This is a genomic window from Acinetobacter pseudolwoffii, assembly GCF_002803605.1.
Taxonomy (GTDB): Bacteria; Pseudomonadota; Gammaproteobacteria; order Pseudomonadales; family Moraxellaceae; genus Acinetobacter; species Acinetobacter pseudolwoffii.
Map to the genome: position 1 here is coordinate 167,450 of NZ_PHRG01000002.1, position 20,759 is coordinate 188,208.

16 protein-coding genes and 1 pseudogene are annotated in these 20,759 nt (G+C 42.4%); 8 read left to right on the top strand and 9 right to left on the bottom strand.

The window, feature by feature from the left end; all coding sequences use genetic code 11:
* Nucleotides 1-2 precede the first annotated feature (2 nt).
* Nucleotides 3-572, bottom strand: a complete 570-nt coding sequence (locus CWI32_RS05500) for a nicotinate-nicotinamide nucleotide adenylyltransferase (protein WP_005097586.1) — start codon at nt 570-572, stop codon at nt 3-5.
* A 101-nt stretch (nt 573-673) separates the two neighbouring features.
* On the opposite strand from CWI32_RS05500, the gene CWI32_RS05505 reads away from it, so the two are divergent.
* Entirely contained in the window at nt 674-1,474 is an 801-nt protein-coding gene (locus CWI32_RS05505) for an enoyl-CoA hydratase-related protein (protein ID WP_005097587.1), read from the top strand.
* Nucleotides 1,475-1,547: 73 nt separating this feature from the next.
* Nucleotides 1,548-2,351, top strand: a complete 804-nt coding sequence (locus CWI32_RS05510; protein ID WP_100534830.1) for a nitroreductase family protein — start codon at nt 1,548-1,550, stop codon at nt 2,349-2,351.
* Between the two features lie 226 nt (nt 2,352-2,577).
* Here CWI32_RS05510 and CWI32_RS05515 read toward each other — a convergent pair whose 3' ends face one another.
* The 3 genes from CWI32_RS05515 to CWI32_RS05525 all read right to left on the bottom strand — a co-directional run bounded on the left by CWI32_RS05515 (nt 2,578) and on the right by CWI32_RS05525 (nt 5,410).
* The gene (locus CWI32_RS05515) at nt 2,578-4,047 is read right to left on the bottom strand and encodes a carotenoid oxygenase family protein (protein WP_100534831.1); all 1,470 of its coding nucleotides are present in this window, start codon (nt 4,045-4,047) and stop codon (nt 2,578-2,580) included.
* 140 nt (nt 4,048-4,187) lie between these two features.
* Nucleotides 4,188-4,505 (bottom strand): YqfO family protein, encoded by a 318-nt coding sequence (locus CWI32_RS05520; protein WP_005097590.1) that lies wholly within the window; start codon nt 4,503-4,505, stop codon nt 4,188-4,190.
* A gap of 29 nt (nt 4,506-4,534) precedes the next feature.
* Entirely contained in the window at nt 4,535-5,410 is an 876-nt protein-coding gene (locus CWI32_RS05525; protein WP_100534832.1) for a LysR substrate-binding domain-containing protein, read from the bottom strand.
* A gap of 171 nt (nt 5,411-5,581) precedes the next feature.
* Here CWI32_RS05525 and CWI32_RS05530 point away from each other — a divergent pair, with 171 nt between their 5' ends.
* Entirely contained in the window at nt 5,582-7,324 is a 1,743-nt protein-coding gene (locus CWI32_RS05530; protein WP_100534833.1) for an FAD-dependent monooxygenase, read from the top strand.
* Nucleotides 7,325-7,533: 209 nt separating this feature from the next.
* Here CWI32_RS05530 and CWI32_RS15340 read toward each other — a convergent pair whose 3' ends face one another.
* From CWI32_RS15340 to purL, 3 genes are all read right to left on the bottom strand, one after another.
* Nucleotides 7,534-7,659 carry a KGW motif small protein gene (locus tag CWI32_RS15340; protein ID WP_252146096.1) on the bottom strand — a complete coding sequence of 42 codons (126 nt, stop codon included), beginning with the start codon at nt 7,657-7,659 and terminating at the stop codon, nt 7,534-7,536.
* Nucleotides 7,660-8,012: 353 nt separating this feature from the next.
* On the bottom strand, nt 8,013-8,459 hold the full coding sequence (locus CWI32_RS05535; RefSeq protein ID WP_051064989.1) for a hypothetical protein: 447 nt from the start codon (nt 8,457-8,459) through the stop codon (nt 8,013-8,015).
* A gap of 526 nt (nt 8,460-8,985) precedes the next feature.
* A complete protein-coding gene (gene purL / locus CWI32_RS05540; protein WP_100534834.1) occupies nt 8,986-12,819 on the bottom strand; it encodes a phosphoribosylformylglycinamidine synthase in 3,834 nt (1,277 codons plus the stop codon).
* Nucleotides 12,820-14,172: 1,353 nt separating this feature from the next.
* On the opposite strand from purL, the gene CWI32_RS05545 reads away from it, so the two are divergent.
* From CWI32_RS05545 to ruvB, 5 genes are all read left to right on the top strand, one after another.
* Complete coding sequence (locus CWI32_RS05545) at nt 14,173-15,810, top strand: sodium:solute symporter family transporter (RefSeq protein ID WP_005170049.1); 1,638 nt, start codon at nt 14,173-14,175, stop codon at nt 15,808-15,810.
* Nucleotides 15,811-15,821: 11 nt separating this feature from the next.
* Nucleotides 15,822-15,953: a putative transporter small subunit gene (locus CWI32_RS15240; RefSeq protein ID WP_005097597.1), complete on the top strand. Its 132-nt coding sequence runs from the start codon at nt 15,822-15,824 to the stop codon at nt 15,951-15,953.
* Between the two features lie 173 nt (nt 15,954-16,126).
* Complete coding sequence (locus CWI32_RS05550) at nt 16,127-17,467, top strand: deoxyguanosinetriphosphate triphosphohydrolase (RefSeq protein WP_005097598.1); 1,341 nt, start codon at nt 16,127-16,129, stop codon at nt 17,465-17,467.
* A 120-nt stretch (nt 17,468-17,587) separates the two neighbouring features.
* Nucleotides 17,588-18,190: a Holliday junction branch migration protein RuvA gene (gene ruvA, locus CWI32_RS05555; protein WP_100534835.1), complete on the top strand. Its 603-nt coding sequence runs from the start codon at nt 17,588-17,590 to the stop codon at nt 18,188-18,190.
* 222 nt (nt 18,191-18,412) lie between these two features.
* Nucleotides 18,413-19,420 (top strand): Holliday junction branch migration DNA helicase RuvB, encoded by a 1,008-nt coding sequence (ruvB, locus tag CWI32_RS05560; RefSeq protein WP_005097600.1) that lies wholly within the window; start codon nt 18,413-18,415, stop codon nt 19,418-19,420.
* Nucleotides 19,421-19,433: 13 nt separating this feature from the next.
* On the opposite strand, the gene CWI32_RS05565 is transcribed toward ruvB, so the two are convergent.
* Nucleotides 19,434-20,171: a hypothetical protein gene (locus tag CWI32_RS05565; RefSeq protein ID WP_228127725.1), complete on the bottom strand. Its 738-nt coding sequence runs from the start codon at nt 20,169-20,171 to the stop codon at nt 19,434-19,436.
* Nucleotides 20,172-20,345: 174 nt separating this feature from the next.
* Nucleotides 20,346-20,639 (bottom strand): annotated as a pseudogene (locus CWI32_RS05570) (acetamidase/formamidase family protein); the annotation flags it as partial.
* Nucleotides 20,640-20,759: the final 120 nt, after the last annotated feature.

Genomic DNA, 20,759 nt, shown 5'->3' on the forward strand with positions numbered 1-20,759 from the left:
AGTCAGGCCAGATTGCTTTTATCCTTCTGGACAAATTTTTGACTGAGTTGCTGATAGGTTTCGGTATGCTGGAATTGCTCTAGAAACTCAATCGTGCCTTGTGGAAATTTATCCCGTTGAATTTCACCGCGATAATAAGCTTCACGCATCGGCGTAGCGGATAAAGCACCTTCCAGGCTTTCCAGTTCGACCATTTCCCATTCCGGGAAAAATTTTAAATAATATGAAGAATCATCTTTAAAATGTCCAATCAGTCCGACTTTGGCATTCGGTTCTATGGCCTGATTTATCAGCGATTTCACCAGTTTTTGCCATTTTTCATCATTATAAACATCAATGACTTCTACAAATTGAATCCGCGCCTGATCTTCCGGACTAAAATTTGCAAGGATCATGGCTTCACGTTCCGAAGCCAGAAATGGATTTTTGATATTGCGTTCATTCTGCGCAGAACCGAGGGCCAAAATCACATTTTGACTGTGTTCTAAAGCAATCTGAATGGTTTGCATATGCGCCAGATGAAAAGGCTGAAAACGGCCAATGAAAACCAGATAATCAAATGTATAGTTCATAACAGATCATTTTTATGACTCATGAGTTGTGCCGCCCCAATAAATATGCGACATAATCAACCTCATAAAATCAAATTAAGTTTTAAAGCAAGGATAGTACGATGACACTGAGCTGTATTCAACAACCTCATGAGCATTTGCATGCGAATTTAGAACATGGCGTACTCACTTTAGCCATCAATCGCCCGGAAGCGAAAAATGCCTTATACAGCGAGCTGTATTTATGGATTGCTCAAGCGCTCGATGAAGCAGATCAGGACAATCAGGTGCGTGTGGTGGTGTTACGCGGTCAGGACACGGACTTTAGCGCGGGCAATGATATGCAGGATTTCATGAAATCTGCTGCCAAGAAAGGTCAGGCCCCTGCGGCTGAAGGCCCGCCCTTTATTTTACTCAAAGCGGCTGCCAAGTTTTCCAAGCCTTTAATTGCAGCGGTACGTGGCGTTGCAATCGGGATTGGGGTAACCATCTTATTGCATTGTGACTTGGTCTATAGTGACAATACTGCCCTGTTCCAGATTCCATTTGTCAGTCTGGGCCTATCGCCTGAAGGCGCTTCAAGCAAATTGCTGATTCAGCAGGCGGGCTATCATAAAGCGGCTGAATTATTGCTGACTGCACAAAAATTCAATAGCGAAAAAGCACTCGGTGCCGGTCTGGTGAATAGTATTGAAGAAGATGCCTATGCGGCTGCACAAAAACAGGCGCAGACTTTAGCAGCATTACCTTTGGCGTCTTTGAAGCAAACCAAAGCCTTGATGAAACATAATCTGGATGAAATTGTGGCCTGCATCGACCATGAAGCAGAAATTTTCATGCAGCGCGTTGGCTCTCCGGAAATGCTGGAAGCCGTACAAGCTTTTATGCAAAAACGTAAACCTGATTTCACACAATTCAACTAATTTTCAAACTTAGGATCTCAATGAGCTGGTTTAGACTGCCTCATTGATTCCTTTACCTGTAAGAATAAAGAATATGTCTACTGAAAATTCATCCATTATTGCCCAGTCTCCTGAAACCATTGATAGCGCCAATCCTGATAAAAAACGTTATTATGAACCTGCTCCACAGGATATTGATGTCGATAATTTCCGTAAAGTGATCGAAAGTCGTCGTTCAGTGCGTAAATTTACCAAAACACCAATTCCAGAAGATGTACTTGATGCTTGTCTGGATCTGGCGTTGCTGGCTCCCAATTCGTCAAACTTGCAGCCCTGGACATTTTATGTGGTACAAAACCCGGCGAAGAAAAAGCGACTGGTCAAAGCCTGCATGAGCCAACTGGCAGCAAAAACGGCTTCTGAGCTGATTATCTGTGTGGCACGTACCGACCGTATTGATGAAATGGCCAAACGGAATGTCAATGAATTTCCATATCCGGAAGCGCCAGCTGCCATCAAAAAATACTATAAATACATTCCATATAACTATAAAACCGGTTATTTAAATGTCTTTGGCAACTTTAAAAAAGTGGCTTTCAAAGTTGCCCGCACTTTAGATAAACAGATGCCTGTTTCTGCCTTTAGTCCAAATGATGCCAAACTTTGGGCAACCAAAACAACGGCACTGGCTTGCGAAAATCTGGTCTTGGCCTTACGTGCTTATGGTTTTGACAGCTGCATGATGGAAGGTTTTGATGAACCGATGGTACGCGATATCTTGGGCTTAAATGATCAGCAATATCCAGTCATGGTGATTGGTGCAGGTGAACGCGCCAAAGACGGCGTGTTCTTCCCGCAATACCGTTTTGATCGTGAGTTATTTATCCAGAAAGTTTAACAGTAGCAATAGAAGAATAAATCTTTGATTTGATATTCTTGGCGATATGAATACCACTCTTAGGCAGAGATTCAGAAATGAATTTTCTGCCTAACCTGGGATCTCGGTTAATTTAGACCTACCCTTCTCATCCTTCAAAGTAACATCAACCTATTAAATAAAGATTTAAATCTTCACGCGATATGAGACTGTGCCAGCACCCAAAGTGCTTATGCATCATCAAAATCTAAGAATAATAAGTTCTCAATTTCCGGTCATCCATCCAGTTACAATGAAATCCGACGGGTACACGAACCGGTAAATGAATCGTGGCAATAGGCCCCTTCTGAATATATTGCGCATCTAAAATCACCACTTTCGATGGACTGCCATCCAAGGCGTGTAGATAAGACATCAGCCAGCCATCATTTTCTGTTTGAGCACCTTCTCGGGCGACAAAAACTGCCTCACCTGTAACCCAGTTTGCTCCAAAGGAATAGCTTGCTGTACTGCCGGTTTCCAGATCATGGTACAAGAGTGTATTACTGCTAACATGATAAGGATCATCAAAGCCGGCAAAGGAAACACTATAGGCATAGCGATAAGGCCGCCCTGTATAGGCTTCATTGATCCGCGGAAATTCCTGCTTGATATTGGATAATACAGTTCGAGTGACTTTTCCTGTTTGCTGCTCGAAGATAAATCTTTCCAGCCGAATCTCCTGATCTTCTATTGGTCCTTGAATGGAACTGACCAGTGCCTTGGAATGTACCACTGCATCCATCACTACATCACCTGTGTTCAGGTCATAAGCATTGACCGTATGAAAAATAAAACAGGGATCAATCTCATACCAGCGGATGTCTGCCGCACTGCCACCAAAAGGCAGCATACCTATACGAGCCTGATGTTTAGGATTCCATTGATAGGGTAATAGTGAGCCTTTTAAGGCACTACGCATAGAAAAGTTGACATTCAAATCCAGAATCAGCACCTGAGATTGAGTAATGGCACAGTCATGCACCATCGGGCCATGTTTGACTGGAATTTCGACATGATGTTGCAGTTTGCCTTGAGCATCAATATGTAAATAAAAAACCTGATGATGATTCAAGGCATCATAACAAACCGCATGAATATCTCCTGTTTCCGGGTCGATATGCGGATGAGCCGTAAACGGTAAATCCTGATCATTTTCAAAAAGTTGATGCCGTTTTGATTCCAGTTCACGATTTACTTCGATCGGATAAGCCCCCGCTTCGACCAGTGCCCAGATTTTCCCGGCAAAGTGGATGATATTGGTATTGACCGCATCCGCGACTCCACGCGTTTTCCCTAAAATCTGGGGTCTATGCAATTTTTTCTGCACACTGGCCGATCCGACATAAGCACTTTTATAGCAATGTGCTTCACCAGCTTTGAGTTTCAGCGCGTGAATCATGCCGTCACCGGTGAACCAGTGATAATTTCGTGGGTTCTTTACCGTGATCGGATTCGGGCCAATCCGCATCAGCGCACCTTCTAGTTCTACAGGAATTTGCCCATCTACCATCAATTGAGTAGCAAAATGCTCCTGTCGTTGTGGCGCAAATATGCCATCCAGATAGGGATTGTCATGAGAATAGGGAATGCGGCTATGCAGGATTCCCGCACCATGTTTGATAGTTTTACTGAGCGTATTCTTGAGGATATTGCCGAGCTGTTTTGACCACTGCATTATTATTTTCCTGTTTTATTTTTATGATGATGACTGATTTTATACTCATAAAAGGAGGTTAATCATTTTAAACAGATAAGCTGATGGTACGCTAAAACACGATGCGCACCATTACTTCTAGCAGCAATAAGGTTGCACGTTTAGACTTTAATATCCAGGAGCTGAATAAACTCAAAAGCAGGCTCTTCATAAGGATGGCTTGCTTTCAGAGCTTTGGCGACCTCGACCGCCTTTTCATCAGCAACCAGCATTTCTACTCGCCACTCTTCAACCTGCTCTAATTCCCCGACTTCACCAATATAAGGATCTGCACCTTGCTGCGCTTTAAACTGTCCTGTTCCCAGTACCTGCCAGGCACAGTGGGTATAATCTCCGATGCCGCCTGCACCCGCTTTAAATAAGGCTTCCTTAGTCACTTCAAGATGTTCATCTGGTACATAATAAATGAGTTTTAGCATGTTTCCCTTCAACCTTTTCAATGGCTTATTTAAGATCTATTGTCCAGTGCCTGGGTAATAATATTCAATGCGGAATTATGAGAATTCTTGTTAAATGTTGCATAAAGTCCTAATTGTGGCAGGACTTGATCTGTTTGCACGATTTTCACATGCTCATTTAAAAAACGCAGCAGATATTCCGGGACGAAGCTAAAACCCATGCCCATATTGATCAGGTTAATATGTTGCAACACATTGGTAACCCACAGCATTTGGTCATGCTGCAATTGTTCAAAAGACATCAGGTGATTCAACTGCGCATAAAAGACGGGCGAGGCATTTTGCTCACACATAATCAACTGATGATTTTTCAATTCTTGTAACTTCAATGGCCGATCTGTGGGATGTAAATGCTCGGCTGCCACCAGATAAATCTGTTCATTCATTAAATGAATATTGTCAAAATCGGGATGTTGCAGACAATAGCGGGTAAAGCTTAAATCCAACTCGGCATTTTTCAGGCGTTGAATCTGCTCCATACAGGTCAGACTATGCAGATGTATTTTTAAATCAGGAATATTCTGCTTCAGTTTGGCCAGAATATTTGGCATCACTTTCAGTTCTGCAACATTTAAAAAGCCAATATGGATCTGGTTATTTTTCTGCTGCGCCACCTGACGCGCCGCGGCAACTGCCAGTTTGGCACTTTCAAGCGCCTGTTCAGCATGAATCAGAAAAGCTTGCCCCTCATCGGTCAGTTTGATTTGCCGGGATGAACGTTCAAACAGCATTACACCGACTTCCTGCTCCAGATCCTTAATCTGCTGACTTAAAGAAGGCTGCGCCGTGAACAGCTTATCTGCTGCTTTGGTAAAACTCTGTTCCTGAGCTACTGTTAAAAAAGCACGTAAATGTCGAAGTTCCATAAACTCAGCCGCATATTCTCAGGCATTTTAAGCTGCCAAACGAGAAAGTAGTAAGAATCTCAATAGACCTATAGTTTATATGAATACTCCTATTGTATTGCCTGAATTTCACTACACTGGATTGTAAATATATTCAAATCTTGTTCTTCAGACAGACACATGGAGTCATGTATGACACAGCATTACGATACTGACGTATTGGTGATTGGCACAGGACCTGCAGGGTCGACCTTAGGTTTAGCACTGGCAAATTATGGGGTCAAAGTTCAACTCTTCACACAGTTTAACTGGCTGGCCAATAGTCCGCGTGCGCATATTACCAATCAGCGTGCCATGGAAGTATTACGTGATTTAGGCATTGAAGAACAAGTCAAAGAAATTGCGACACCGTGGGAACACATGGGCGAAAGCCTGATTACCACCAGTCTGGTCGGTGAAGAAATTGCCCGTTTAAGCGCTTGGGGCACAGGTGATGAACGTCATGGCGACTATATCAAAGGCAGTCCATGTCCATTGGTGGATTTGATTCAGCCGAAAATGGAAGCCTTACTGGTCAAGAATGCCGGGGAGCGCGGTGCAATCTATAACTTCAATACTGAATATTTATCGCATGTTCAGGATGAAGATGGTGTCACCGCTACTTTCCTGAACCGGATTACCAACACAGAATTTAGTTTAAGAGCCAAATATCTGATTGGTATGGATGGCGCACGCTCAAAAGTGGTTGAGCAACTTGAGCTACCACTCGAAGGTGTGATGGCGCGTGCGGGTACAGTCTATGTGACTTTTAAAGCCGATTTAAGCAAATATATTCAGCACCGCCCTGCCATTCTGCAATGGATCGTCAATCCTGAAGCCAGCTTTGGTGATCTCGGCATGGGCTTGCTACGTGCCATTACGCCTTGGAATGAATGGATTATGGGCTGGGGCTTTGACATTTCCAAAGGCGAGCCACAAGTGACTGAAGAACAGGTTCGATCGCGTCTGAATACATTTGTTGGCGCTGAAGTGGAAGATGTTGAAATCCAAAAACTGTCCTACTGGTATGTAAACCAGACTTGGGCAACTGAATATTCTAAAGGCCGCGTGTTCTGTGGTGGTGATGCTGTACACCGTCACCCGCCTTCAAGCGGTTTAGGTTCAAATACCTGTATGCAGGATGCGTTTAACCTTGGCTGGAAACTCGCCTATGCAATCAAAGGTTGGGCCGCACCTTCTCTCCTCGATTCATATACGTCTGAACGTGCGCCTGTAGGCAAGCAGATTGTCGCACGTGCCAACCAATCCCGTTTTGACTATAAGCATTTAAAAGAAGTCTTTGGTTTTGACCAAGGCATCACTACGCAAAAACAAATGCTGGAACGTATTTTCGCTGAAGATGAGCAAGGTGCCAAAATTCGTAAAAAGTTATTTGAAGCACTTGAAATTAAGCATTTTGAATTTAATGCCCAAGGTGTTGAACTGAATCAGCGCTATAGCTCAAATGCGGTAATGAATGAAGCTGAGCCCGAGATCTTTGAAAAAGATGAACAGCTTTATCTGCAAGCCACGACTCGTCCAGGTGCCAAAGTTCCACATACCTGGCTAATCAATAGCAAAGGCCAAAAGCAATCCACTTTGGATATTAGCGGTAAAGGCCGTTTTACCTTACTGACAGGTTTATCAGGTAAAGGCTGGAGATTGGCTGCCGAGACTCTAGATTTACCTTATTTAGATGTAATTCAGATTGGTTCACGTGAGTATCGTGATGTCTATGGTACTTGGAATGCCAAGTCTGAAGTTCATGAATCAGGTGCGGTGCTGGTTCGTCCAGATGGTTATGTGGCTTGGCGTTATCAGGACAGTACCAATGCATCTTTTGATTATGAAAATACGTTAAAGGCGGTATTGAAGCAGGTTCAACTTATAATCTAACTATTCCATCAATCATATTTAATTGACCATCGACATGGATGTCACCTGTCAGCCTGTGGGATATAGACATTCTATCAGTCTGACGAAGGATTTTGGTTACCTTACGGAATATATCCCTCATCCTTCAAAGTAACGAATATTCTTATAAAAAAGTAAGTCTAACAATTTATGAAAAAACCACCTCAACGGTGGTTTTTTAAATCAGATAATTAAGAGCCTTGAAGTAAATAACTGCCCACAACAAACAATATTTGTAGTCCTACGACAATAGCAAACAACATCCAACCTTTCTGACGCATTGCCGCCTTATCCATTATTCTAAGTGTTTTAGCCATGTCATCACCTCATACTTGAGAATTGATACTGAACTGATCTATTCCATCTTTCTTTTATAGTGCAATAAAGTTGTGCATAAAACATACCATAGCACTTTATATACAATATGAAAGCAAAATCTAAACCAAGTTCAGTGGGAGAAGTTAAATTAAAAAATCAGAATGCTTAAAAAGCAAAAATCCACCCCAAGGTGGATACGAATTAAGTAATTATAGATATTTTTAAATTATTTTTCCATAAAGTATAATTAAGTTAATATTTTTAAATGTTATTTATTGAAAAATTAAGAAAATTAATGATTAGTAATTTTCTGATATTTCCACATGAGAAGTGACTTTGCTGTAAGCCTGAATTATTCATTACATAAGTTCTCATTTGGAAGTGTGATACTTTTACCATCCATCGCTTTACTAAAAGCTAAATACGCCTTAAAGCGCTGTTTTGTGTTTGTGGTGACTGCAATGACATGCTGAACGACATTGGATGGTTTGTACAAAGTATCTTGAGAAAAACGCTCGTAAATGCAGCCTATCGCGCGCGATTTTTCAAATGCAATTTTTCGTAGCGGGTATTGCTGAGAAGTATCGAGTAATAAGCTCTCTTGCAGAACCATAGCCAATTGTTTTACCGCCTGTCTTTGTTCCATATTTATAAAATTCTTTTCAATATAGAGATCAATATCATCACGAATTCCGTTTTGATTCACATCAGGGCCTTCGATATCGCGATCACGATTGAGTTTCGGCAAATAACCACTTTGTTTTATTTCATCTAAATGCTTGATATTAGCTCGCCACATGTATGTATCACACCCCGCCAATGTGAATAGTGAAATAAGTAAAATGCACCTTGAGAATCTGATAAATATTCTTGGCATGAGGTACCTCTTTATTTTATATGCATCATCATTGTCAAAAAGCTCAACATCTATCCTGAATCTCAATATATTTTCATGATTTAGTAGATCTGTAGTGTTTACGATATTTCATATAAAAGATCGCAACAGCGATCAAATGCAAAGCTAAACACAAGATGATTTTTAAATGTGGACTATACAGCTCATCCGACATTTTTTCGAAGAGAGTCAAATAAACCAGACTATAGGAAACGAGTCCTAAAATGGTTATTGCCGTTATTTCTATTTTTAAATATGCACCATCTGCAAAGTTATAATCTGCACTAAAACACAATAATGCAAAGATAAAATATGTAAATATTTTCATGATTTAAACTGGTTACTTATTTGAATTATTTAAACGATGTTAACTCCGAAACATACATAAAAAAAGGGCTGCTGACGCAACCCTTTTTTAATCTAAAACCGATTAACCAATGAACTTACGTGCATTACGGAACATACGTAACCAAGCACCATCTTGATCCCAGTCTTCTGGTTTCCAAGAATGCTGAATCGCACGGAAGTTACGTTCAGGGTGCGGCATCATAATTGTTGCACGACCGTCTTGAGAGGTTACACCGGTAATACCTTCCGGTGAGCCGTTCGGGTTCAATGGATAATGTTGTGTTGCATTCCCCAAGCTATCTACATAACGCAGAACCACCTGATTCGATGCGTTGAGCGCAGCAAAGTTTTCCGCAGTTGCAACCGCACGACCTTCACCATGTGCTACAGCGATCGGCAGAATCGAACCTTCCATGCCCTGAAGCAATACAGAGTTTGATTTTTCCACACGAACATTCACCGCACGTGCTTCAAACACTTCAGAAGTATTGCGGTGGAAACGTGGCCAAGCATCAGCACCCGGAATCAGCGGAGCCAACTGAGACAACATTTGACAGCCGTTACAGATACCCAGCGAGAAGGTTTCCTGACGGTTAAAGAATTTCTCAAACTGGTCACGCAGTTTAGTATTGAACAATACTGATTTTGCCCAGCCGCCGCCAGCGCCCATCACGTCACCGTAAGAGAAGCCGCCACAAGTCACTAAGCCTTCAAAATCATCCAGGCTGATACGACCTGCCAGCAAGTCACTCATATGTACGTCAACGGTATTGAAGCCGACTTTATCAAATGCTGCTGCCATTTCGATATGACCATTGACACCCTGCTCACGCAGAATCGCCATGTTCGGACGACGTAAATTAATATACGGTGCTTCAATCGCTTCATTCAAATCAAATGTCGGTTTCGCAATGATACCTGCATGAGATTTGTCAGTGATAAGAGCAAATTCCTGATCCGCAGTTTCTACGTTGTCACGTAGGCGCTGGATTTGGTGGGATACTTCAGTCCATGCCACTTGCAGGTCAGCCCGTTCAAGTACCAGACCATTTACAGACAATTGGTCAGTAGTATTTACAGTACCAACCACTGCAATTGCATCTTTCAGGGTAGATGCTGCAACTTCAGCTTCTAATGCTGCCCAATCTGCTTTGCTAATTTGAAGCACTGCACCGATTTCTTCTGCAAACAGGCTTGCAGTTGATTGATCTTCTAGTGCTACACCCAAACGTGATGCGAACATCATTTCTGCAACAGTCGCCAATAAACCACCATCACCGATGTCATGATATGCCTTGATCAGACCACGGTTGTTCCAGTCTTGAACCAATGCGAAAAATGCTTTGAAGTCATCGAAGCTGTCGACATCAGGCGTCACAGAACCGATTGCTTTATACACCTGCGCCAGAATCGAACCACCTAGACGGAACTGACCTTTCGACAAGTCAATACGAACCAGTACAGACTCAAGGTTTTTAAGCTCAGGTGTTAACGTTTTACGAACATCAGTGACTGGTGCAAATGCAGTAATCACGCCTGACATTGGAGAAGTCACTGATTTGTCTTCGCCTTCATCATTCCAGGTGGTACGCATTGACAATGAGTCTTTACCGACTGGAATTGCGATACCCAGTGCTGGACACATTTCCATACCGATGGCTTTTACACCTTCGAATAGCGCTTGATCTTCGCCCGGTTGACCGGCAGCAGCCATCCAGTTTGCAGACAATTTAATGTCGCTGATTTTTTCAATCTTCGCAGACATGATGTTCGAGATTGATTCAGCCACTGATAAACGTGCCGATGCAGCAGGATTGAGCAATGCGACTGGTGGACGTTCACCCATCGCCATCGCTTCACCGGTGTAGCCTACTAGGCTTGTCGTTGTTACCGCAGCATCCGCCACCGGAACCTGCCAGCGACCGACCATTTGATCACGTGCCACCATACCAGTAATCGAACGGTCACCAATACTGATCAGGAATGATTTAGAAGCCACTGTCGGGTTTTTCAAAACACGATAAATCGCATCTTTCAGATCTGTGACTTTAGCCGCGTCGAAATCATCGCCTTTGCGTTCAATGGTTTCATATGAACGGCTCATACGCGGTGTACCACCAAGCATTACCTGCATTGGCATATCCACTGGCTTGTTGCCAAATAACGGATCTTCAACGGTTAAGTGACGCGCTTCAGTTGCTTCACCGAGTACCGCAAACGGACAACGTTCACGCGCACAGATCGATTCAAATAATTCTAAAGAAGATGGACGAATCGCCAGTACATAACGCTCTTGCGCTTCATTTGACCAGATCTCCATAGGCGACATGCCCGGCTCAAGCGATGGAATCTTACGCAGATCCAGCACCGCACCGAGTTCATGGTCATTCACCAGTTCAGGCATGGCATTCGATACACCACCTGCACCCACATCATGTACAGACACGATCGGGTTCTGGTCTTCCATGCGCCAGCAAGTATCAATCACTTCCTGACAACGGCGTTCCATTTCCGGGTTTTCACGTTGTACCGAAGCGAAATCCAGGTTTTCGCCGAGTTTACCGCTGTCTACAGAAGATGCTGCACCACCGCCGAGACCGATCAGCATGGCAGGGCCACCGAGCACGATCAATAAATCGCCCGGCAAGATTGGATCTTTTTCAACGTGATCTGGACGGATGTTGCCATAACCACCGGCAATCATGATTGGCTTATGGAAACCTTTAACATCGCCATTGATGTTTTGTTCAAAGGTACGGAAGTAACCATTTAAGGCAGGACGACCAAATTCGTTGTTAAACGCAGCGCCACCCAATGGGCCTTCAATCATGATTTGTAGCGGCGATGCCATACGCGATGGCTTGCCATAGTTTTCTTCCCAAGGCTGTTCAAAGCCCGGAATGTTCAGGTTAGATACTGTAAAGCCGGTTAAACCTGCTTTAGGCTTACCACCACGACCGGTCGCACCTTCATCACGGATTTCACCGCCCGAACCTGTCGCAGCACCGGCAAATGGTGCAATCGCTGTCGGATGGTTGTGAGTTTCCACTTTCATCAAGATATGCGCGGCTTGACTCTTATATTTATAAACCTGCTGGCCATTGTCTTCTTTGGTTGGATAAAAACGCTGGGTATCCGAACCGACAATCACCGAAGCATTGTCTTTATAAGCCGACAATACATCTGTAGGTGATTCTTTATAAGTATTCTTGATCATCTGGAACAATGACAATGGCTGAACTTCACCATCAATGGTCCATTCAGAACCGAAGATTTTATGACGGCAATGCTCAGAGTTTGCCTGTGCAAACATCATCAGTTCGATGTCATTTGGATTACGACCCAGCTTGATAAACGCTTCAGTCAGGTAATCAATTTCTTCCATCGACAATGCAAAACCAAATTCATTATTGGCCTTAACCAGTGCTTCTTTACCTTCACCCAGAATATCAATCGAGTTCAGTGGTTTTGGTGCTGTTTCAACAAACAGTACCGCAGCCTCTTCAATCGCATTGAATACGCTTTCAGTCATACGGTCATGCAAAATCTGTTGAACTTCATTTGATACGTCTTTTAGACCCTTCAACGTAAATAAAACGCCGCGCTCAAGACGATGAACCGGCGTATTACAGTTTTTGAAAATGTCTGTAGCTTTAGAAGACCAAGGCGAGATGGTGCCGACACGCGGTGTCACTAAAATTTGGATTTCATCACTTGCAGCCTGGTGCAATTCAAAAGATTGCCCATCGTTGAGAAGCTGTAAAGCTGATTGCTGTTGTTGCTCGCTGAGCGCTTGGTCAAAGAGGTAGACCCATTGACTTTCAATTGATTGAACAGAACTAATTGACGTCAAACGCGATAATAGTTGAGTTTTCTTAAAAGAAGAATGTGCGGGTGCACCGGCAACGATAAACATGCTGATTTTGGCTCCACGGGATGGTCTGAACAACCATGCCACAATGTGACTTGAGAGAGCGCATATTCTACTGTGAAATAAGGAAATCGGCTAGATGGCAAATACGAAAACTACGGCTGAAATATTCTGTATTTTTAAAATATTGTGTTTATTTTCAGGCAGGAAAATTGAATGTAGTCGCGTAGATTAACACAATTTGTTAAAGAAAAATCAAAACCGATTAACAATAATTTCACTTAAGAAAATTGTATTATTTTTCAACAGCAAGACCACTTAAAATGCGTACAGAACTTATTCTTGAGCCGTTATAAAAAACTTATTAAGGATAGACTAAAGCTTCTCGGGATAGACTGAAACAGTCGAGTTCATTTTTTAGCTCATCTCTCTGTCGGCGAGTTGCACTACTGAAATAATTTTGTATCCAGCTATCCCCATTCCGGGCTCCATTGCAGGATTTAAGACTCTGCCCCGCTGTTCTCCCTTTTCGAGCCTGTCTGTATGAGCAAACTATATCGCCTGCTTCAATCGACTTCCAGTAATATCCGGTAGCCCAGATTATTCCGATCACTCATCTTAATATATGAACTCTATTCAAAGATACCTAAATCTCACATATAAGACCCCACCATAGTTTCTAATAAAGAGTGAGAATTAAAATCAATAGATCTACTTTAGTAAATGGATTTCCAGGATATTAAGCCTCTTGTTATTAATATATTGACTTAGCAAATTTATTTAAAAATTTCTTATTTTACCTCTATGAAATAGGTTATTTTCAAGCTAATCAATTGAAAATATACAGCTTAAATTCAAACTGATTCTCGGTCTCTATTCTTATGCAAAAATTCAGAATATATAAGCATCATCAGACATGAATTAATGAAAGTTTTTAGGCTATTATTAAAAAAATCACTACTCATAATGAAGAAAATAAGCAATATTAAAATTTTGTTACTTTTTCATTTTCTGACTGATATCCATCTTTATTCTAATAAAAAACCATGCAATAAATACCTGTAATTCCTATAAAAATATAGAAACAACAAATCTATATTTGATAAGATGTTGAAATCAAAAATAGCCTTATATCAGCAAAGAATCTACATAATTAATGACTTCATCAGTAAATTTGATGATTTTATGTTAACCTCTACGCCAATTGCTGAGGAAATGTCCACATTCAGGACGCATGAATCATCCTCTTTTCTGCTGCAGATATGAATATCCAATTGATATTCAGACGCTGGTTTTTTTATTTTCTGTAGCTTCACTGCTCTGTCTAATCTAGAGCCTTAATCTGTTGCCAATGATTTAATTTTCAAAAACAAAAGGTGACCCGCTTAAGGAGTATGTATGTTTCAATTCACTAGTACAGCAACTGTACTATTGATGGTGCTTTTCTATGGCATCACCTTTCTATTGTCGTTACGCATTAAGCAAAAAAATGAAAATGTCGATGGATATATGGTCTCGAATGGCTCCATCGGATTTGGAATGTCTGCGGCCAGTATGACCGCCACCTGGATCTGGGCCGCTTCATTTTATGCAGCAGCTTCGTCCGGATATAAATACGGTGTTTCCGGTGCCTTACACTATGGTTTGTGGGGTGCACTGATGATTTTATTTATCTACCCATTCGGCAAACGTTTCCGCGACCTGGCACCCAATGCACACACTTTGGCAGAAATCATGCATGCACGGCATGGTAACCAGAGCCAGATGATTCTGGCAGGCTCCAACATTGTCGGGAGCGTGATCAGTCTGATGGTAAACTTTACCGCAGCAGGTGCGCTGGTTGAAATTCTGTCTCCCCTCAGCTTTATCCATGGGGTCTTGATTACCGGAATTGGCGTCCTGTCCTATACTTTATGGTCCGGTTTCCGCTCCTCGGTATTTACCGACTTTGGGCAACTGGTCGCCATGATTGTGGCGGCAGTGATCATTATTCCGACGCTATTTTTCACCCTGGGCGGCCCTTCACTGTTCCAGACCGGCATGCATAATCTGCAACCGGAACAACTGGATTTCTTTTCGAAAACCGCATTTTTAGAACAGGGTGCACCATTTTTTGTGGCGGTACTGGCTTATGCGATTGGTAACCAGACCATCGCCCAACGCCTGTTTGCAGTGCGTAAAGACTTGATCAAACCCAGCTTCATTACTGCAACCATCGGTTATGCCGCGATTGTCGTCGGTTTGGGAATGCTCGGATTATTGGCGCTATTTGCCGGGATTCAGCCGATTGATGGCAACCTGAACAACCTGATTCCACAAATGGCAGCAACGTATCTGTCTCCATTTATGGTGGCCTTACTCTTTGTCATGGTGATTGGCGCGCTTTCGTCAACGGCGGATTCGGATTTATCTGCCCTGTCTGCCATCGTAATGACCGATATTTATGGCAAACAGATTGCTAAAAATCGTCCTGATCCGAAGAAAATGCTGTTTATTGGCCGGATGACCATGATTGTAGCCACCATGCTCGGTATTTTAATTGCCACGCTTAAATTCGACATTCTAGCGATGCTGATTTTCGTCGGTGCACTCTGGGGTGCCATCGTATTCCCGGTGATTGCCAGCCTGTACTGGGACAAGGTCAATGCCCGTGCCTTTAACTGGTCTGTCGGTATCGCATTTTTAAGCTTTCTGGTGGTTCGATTTGAATGGCTGCCAATTCAGGGTCTGATCGCACTCAGTTTTGAGCTTATGGCCACCATCGGTATTGGTGTGGTACTGGGTCTGATGAGCTTTGGCTTCTTTGGCAAGAAAGTCGGCCTGGTGGTCGGTATTCTGGCCAGTATCGGCTTCCTTCCATGGACCATCGGCTTCCTGCGTGATTATGGCACGCTATTGAGTTCCCTGACCGCCTACGGCAGCAGCGCCATTGTCTGTACAGTACTGACTTTAATGAATAGCAAAGAACGATTTGATTTTAAACAAATCAATAAGATGGTGATTGAATTTCACCAGGTATCTGAGAAAAGTAAATAAGGAGATTTCAGATGAGTAGTCAATTTATGACCCTATATGTACTTTTTTGGCCATTGGTGGCGACGATGATTTTGTTCGTCATTTGCATGGGGGTCTATAAAGACATCCAGGAAGCCAAGATCAGTGGTGAAGATTTGCTTTAGTCCACTTCTATCATGAGATAAAAACAGGTCAATATGACCTGTTTTTTTATAGCGATTGTTCAGCTGAAATTTCCACAGAGTTTTGTTTGTTCCGACAATTCATGTCGCAGCACTCTAGTGCTGTTGCTACTTTTTTGGCATGATGCACTTAGCAAAGAATTGAATAATGATAAATGACTCAAATGCGTTGGTTAGAGCTGCTTTCGACAGTTCGGATTGGTAGTAAAAAGCAAAGTACTGAACTGGCACGTAGCCCGTTCCACAAAGATTATGACCGTATTATTTTTTCACAAAGTTTCCGCCAGCTGAACCGTAAAACTCAGGTTCACCCTTTAACCCAGCACGATGGTATTCATACACGACTCACACATTCACTTGAAGTGTCCTGTATTGGGCGTTCACTCGGGATGCTGGCCGCAGAGAAAATAAAAGATCAGTTACCGCCCTGGATTTCCCCGGCCGATGTCGGTGCCATTATTCAGGCTGCCTGTCTGGCACATGATATTGGTAATCCCCCTTTTGGCCATGCCGGTGAATATGCCATTCGAGAATGGTTCGACGATGCATCGCATACCGATTTTTTAAAAGATCTCAGTCCTGAACAAGAAGCCGATGTACGTCAGTTTGAAGGCAATGCCCAAGGTCTACGCCTGTTGACCAAAATCGATTACCATCCCAATGATGGCGGCATGCGTTTGACTTATGCCACGTTAGGGGCTTATTTAAAATATCCGTGGCTGTCAAAAACCATGGCATCTCAAGTCGATTTACCTGCCAGCAATCGGGCCAAGTTTGGCTGCTATCAGGCCGAGAAAGAGATTTTAAAGCAGATTGCAGAACAACTCGGACTGATTCAGTTAGCTGAATATCATTACTGCCGTCATCCACTGACCTATCTGCTCGAAGCGGCTGATGATATCTGTTATGCCCTGATTGACCTTGAAGATGGTATTAGCCTGAATATGCTCAGTTATGACGAAGTTGAGCCGGTCTTTTTAAATCTGCTCGGTGATTATGGTATTCCTTCTGAAATCGCCATGAGCAATACCACCTGGCAGCAAAAAATTGCCGCCTTGCGTGGTCGGGTCATGAAACGTCTGGTCGATGAAGTGACAACGGCTTTTGCCCGTCATCATGACCAGATTTTATCGGGTCAGTTACAAGGTACTTTATTGCAATATTGTACTGCGGACATTGAAATCGGGATTAATCGCGCCAAAGAACTGGCACGGGATAAAATTTTTGAGCATCCGCAAAAAGCAGGACTGGAAATTATCGCGCATCAATGTTTGCAAAATATTCTGGATGCCTTTATTCCCTTAACAACGCCGCATAAAAACCTGAGTTTTAAAGAACAGCGCTTGATGTCGATTCTGCAACGTTCAGGGGCGAATTTTAGCGCCAGCCATTATGACAATATCATGCAGGTGCTGGATATTGTTTCGAAATTTTCTGATCATCAGGCTTATAACCTGTCGCAGGAATTACAAGGCAATAAAGCCGGATTGTTATAAAATATTCTGCTGTATGGGAGGATGATTGTAATAAAATCATCTATTTTACAGCGGCAGATTTTGCCTTTCCGGAAAATGCTGACTACTATGCAGCAAAACTGAATTTAGTGATGATAAAAGATGATTGGATGTCTGATTGGTGAAGTACTGGCTTTAGAAGCACCCACCGTACTGTTAAATGTAAATGGCGTCGGTTATGAAATTGATACGCCGCTGACGACTTTCTGCCAGCTGCAAAAAGGACAACAAGTCACACTCTGGACCTATCTGGCCGTGCGTGAAGATGCACAGTTGCTGTATGGCTTTATCAATGCTCAGGAAAAAACCATTTTCCGCACCCTGTTAAAAGTCAACGGCGTTGGCCCCAAAATGGCCTTGGGTATTCTTTCAACTTTAAGTGTGGAAATGCTGATTCATACCGTTGAAAATGAAGATGTGAATACCTTGGTCAAAGTTCCCGGTGTCGGTAAAAAAACCGCTGAACGTTTAATGATTGAATTACGTGACCGCTTTAAAGCCATGGCTTCAGGTGCTGCGCCAAGCAATTCAACTACACCACAGATTCAGTTTATGGGTAATTCAGCCGTGGCTGAAGCAGAAGCTGCATTACAGTCTTTGGGTTATAAACCTGCTGAAGCACAAAAACTGATTAATGCGGTTAAAGCAGATTACACTGAAGCCAGCGACATTATCCGCGCTGCATTAAAGTCGATGAATCGTTAATACTGATTTAAATATTCGCTGCAAAATGAAGATGAGAAGGCAGCATGGATGCTGCCGCAGAAATATGGCATAGGATGTGCCATTATTTTTGCAAAGGGTTTTGTTACTTTTGCCCTGTCAAAAGTAAGAGCATGCCTGCACAATGGCATACGAATTGTTAAAGCATTTTGAGGCTATGACTTTATTCACCTCAAATAAACCATAGAGATTAACTCAAAAGATATGCAAGACCGTCTCATCAGTGGTTCTGAAAAACCAGAAGATCATTTTGATCGTGCCATCCGTCCAACCTCACTCGATGACTATATTGGTCAGCCGGTGGTTCGAGAGCAAATGGAAATCTTTATTGGCGCAGCGCGTGGTCGTGAAGAAGCACTGGATCATACATTGATTTTTGGCCCGCCCGGCCTGGGTAAAACCACGCTGGCGAATATTATTGCCCGCGAAATGGGCGGTAATCTTAAGTCGACTTCAGGTCCGGTGCTAGAACGTGCCGGTGATTTGGCCGCCATGCTGACCAATCTGGAAGAAGGTGATGTCCTGTTCATTGATGAGATCCACCGTCTTTCACCGGTGATTGAAGAAATTCTCTATCCAGCGATGGAAGACTACCAGCTCGACATCATGATTGGCGAAGGGCCTGCTGCACGATCAATCAAACTGGATTTGCCACCCTTTACCTTGGTTGCAGCAACCACACGTGCAGGTCTGCTTACCTCTCCTTTGCGTGACCGTTTCGGCATCGTACAGCGTTTAGAATTTTATTCAGTTGAAGATTTGACCCACATTGTCAAACGTTCAGCCAATTTGATGGATGTACCCATGACTGGTGATGGCGCAAAAGAAATTGCCCGTCGTTCACGAGGCACACCACGTATTGCCAACCGCTTATTGCGTCGTGTACGTGACTATGCTCAGGTCAAAGGCACTGGTGAAATTAATCAGGATATGGCACAACGTGCTTTGGACATGCTCAAAGTCGATAAAGATGGTTTAGATACTTTAGACCGCCGTTATCTATCGATGTTATTAGAACGTTTTGATGGTGGCCCTGCTGGTGTTGAAGCGTTGGCTGCTGCCATGGCAGAAGATTCTGGTACGCTGGAAGATGTGATTGAACCATATTTGATTCAGCAAGGTTATGTGATGCGTACTGCACGTGGCCGTATTGCCACCAATATGGCCTATTTACAGTTTGGATTGACACCACCTGAGCCAAAAGAAAAGTGATTCAAAAAGCAGCTTAGGCTGCTTTTTTATTGAATATAGATTTCAAATTTTGAATAAGAGAATCTACTACAATGTTTAGAGCTTTGAAACTATCAGCAATACCTTCTTTATCAATTACCGCGGTAATACACATGATTTGTAGCTGAGTGAGATAACGCTCAAATTCGTCCCATTCAGATACTAATTCATGATCTTCCTCTACGAACATTTTTAAATGAGTACTAATACGAGCTATTAAAGGGAATATATCATCTTCTAAACTCTTTAATTCTGAACGCATATCTTCGTATTCATTATTTTTGAACCAGTCTTTCACATCATTTAGTACTAAAGCTACAGAGCCTAACAATGTAATGTATTTATGCACTAATGGTTTCAATACAGCAAGATCGTCTATTAACTTAAGTTTCCAACCTCTATAAAATTCTTCTTGTAATTCAACTCTTTTTAAATTTTCTTGACTTTCTATAAGTTGTTTAGTCATATTTCTATGAGATTCTGCTGCTTCTTTAATATCTTCACTTACTACTTTAAAAGATAGTTCTGTGAGTTGAAAACTCTTACGTCCATACCAATAAGCAAGCCAAGTTGCGAAACTACCTAAAATAAGCGCAATAATGACAGATAAAGTAAATGATGAAATTGCTGTCGTATCTGTCGAATGATTGAGATCAAGCTCCATCTTTCTATTTGGATTCTCTACAACACTTGCCGTTTGATCAAAAGGCTGCTGTGGCACTGTCCATGGCAATTGAAATCATCACTGCATTATTATTCTGCTCTGCCACACCTTACCCCTTAATATTTAAAATCAATTTTCAATCATCCCATTCTAAAGATTTTCAAAGTATTACAAAAGAAAAAGCCAACTGACCATGTCTAATCAGTTGGCAAAAGCACAAAACTAAAAACTAATATAAAGAAATTAATTCTCTTCTTTCTTAAACTCCTTAAAGTCCGCTTTACGAATCATCGCATGAATACCTTTGGTTTTATCGACCACTTGTGACACTTCAAAGTCAGTGGCAGCACTTAAGTAGGCATAGGCAATTTCTTCAGAAATGCCATATTCATTGACTAGAAAACGAATTGCTTCACGGGTGGATTTACGCATGGCTTCGTCCAAGTCTTCATCCAGACCCGGCGTAATCCAGAACTCATCATTTTCACCCAAAGGTTGCGTTAATAATTGTCGCGGAATCTTGTCCTGATCTATTTTCGATATTTGTTTTTATTTTGCCTTATTGATAATTTTGATACCTTTAGCATATAGAAAATAAATAAGGGTACATAATTTTACAATGTAAAAGCATTCATAAAGCTCTTTTAGAACAAGGTC